This window comes from Streptomyces phytophilus, assembly GCF_013870535.1.
Taxonomy (GTDB): domain Bacteria; phylum Actinomycetota; class Actinomycetes; order Streptomycetales; family Streptomycetaceae; genus Streptomyces; species Streptomyces phytophilus.
Map to the genome: position 1 here is coordinate 1 of NZ_JACBXC010001438.1, position 1441 is coordinate 1441.

The 1441-nt window shown below is 73.4% G+C and carries 2 protein-coding genes and 1 tRNA gene; 1 reads left to right on the forward strand and 2 read right to left on the reverse strand.

Translation table 11 applies throughout. The features are described 5' to 3' along the window. Nucleotides 1-214 precede the first annotated feature (214 nt). On the forward strand, nt 215-508 hold the full coding sequence (locus H5J30_RS33115; protein WP_181791412.1) for a TFIIB-type zinc ribbon-containing protein: 294 nt from the start codon (nt 215-217) through the stop codon (nt 506-508). A 106-nt stretch (nt 509-614) separates the two neighbouring features. On the opposite strand, the gene H5J30_RS33120 is transcribed toward H5J30_RS33115, so the two are convergent. Together H5J30_RS33120 and H5J30_RS33125 are read right to left on the reverse strand one after the other, a co-directional pair. Continuing rightward, nucleotides 615-686 (reverse strand) — tRNA-Val (locus tag H5J30_RS33120). A 152-nt stretch (nt 687-838) separates the two neighbouring features. Next, nucleotides 839-1441: S1 family peptidase (locus tag H5J30_RS33125; protein ID WP_181791414.1), on the reverse strand; the 603-nt coding region annotated here is incomplete at its 5' end.

Sequence of the window (1441 nt, forward strand, 5' to 3'; positions counted from 1 at the left end):
GCGGGCCCTCGTGGACGCCGCGGCGGGCGTACGGCCCCTGGACGACACCGACCACGACCTGCTCGCCGCCTGCGCCCGCATCGCCGCGATGGGCGCTGGTACGGGAGCCGGGCCGGACGGCGGGACGGGGCCGGGCGGCGCGTCGTAGGCTGTGCAGCCATGGCCGCCGTCCGTCATCCGTGGCGGCGGGAGAACCGAGGAGTTGAGGGCGACCATGCAGTGTCCCAAGTGCCGTGCGCCGATGCAGACGTACAACCGCAACGGCGTGCAGATCGAGCAGTGCAGCGGATGCCGGGGGATCTTCCTCGACTACGGCGAGCTGGAGACCCTGTCGCGACTTGAGTCCCAGTGGGCACAGCAGGCCCCGCCGCCCCCGCCGCCGCCGGCCGCCCAGGGGTACCCGCAGCAGGCGCCGGGCTGGGGCGGCGGCCACCACGGCGGCCACGGCGGCCACGGCCACTACGGGCACCGCAAGGGCGGCTTCTCCCGCATGCTGTTCTCGTCCTGACACGAGTCGGCCGAGGCCGTGCGGCCCCCGCCCGGGGGCCGCACGGCCGGACGGCCACACGCCGGAGGGCCGGAGCGAATTGCTCCGGCCCTCCGGTCTTCTGCTGTGCGCGGTACTGGGATTGAACCAGTGACCTCTTCCGTGTCAGGGAAGCGCTCTCCCGCTGAGCTAACCGCGCGCGGTTTCTGCGGCTAGATACTTCCACGCGCCGACCTGCATCGCAAGTCCATGATCATCGCGTGCCGGTACGGCCCGTGCCACCCGCCGGTGGGCGGGTGGCACGGGCATGCGGTCACCGGCGAGGGGCCGGTGCCACGGGGTGGGGTCGCGCTAGGCGGTGTGCAGCGTCAGCCCGTAGCGGCCGAGGATCTCGTTGACCGGCTGGTACCAGGTCTCGCCGCCGCCGCTGCAGTTGCCCCAGCCGCCGGAGGTGACACCCTGCGCCTGGTCGCCGCTGATGAACGAGCCGCCCGAGTCGCCGGGTTCTGCGCACACGCTCGTCTTCGTGAGCTGGTGCACGACGGCGCCGCCGCTGTAGTTGACGGTCTCGTTCTTGGCCAGCAGCCTGCCGCAGTGCCAGCGCGTGGTGGAGCCGGAGCGGCAGATGGAGGCGCCCACCGGGGCCTCCGCGGAGCCGCGGACGAGTTGGTCGGGCACGGTGCCCCAGCCGAGCACCACGGGGACGGTCCACCAGCCGCTGCCGACGTTGACCCAGGCGTAGTCGTTGTCGGGGAACGACGAGCCCTGGAAGTTGCCGATGTACGAGCGGTCCCAGCCGCTGACGCCGGCGCCCGCGCCGCCGCAGTGGCCCGCGGTGACGAAGCCGCCGTGCACCGAGAAGCCGATGGAGCAGCGGACGTTGCCCGTGTAGTACGGGTCCCCGCCGACGGTGCCGGCGGCGAAGGTGCCCGGCGCCTCGGGGACCGTTCCGAC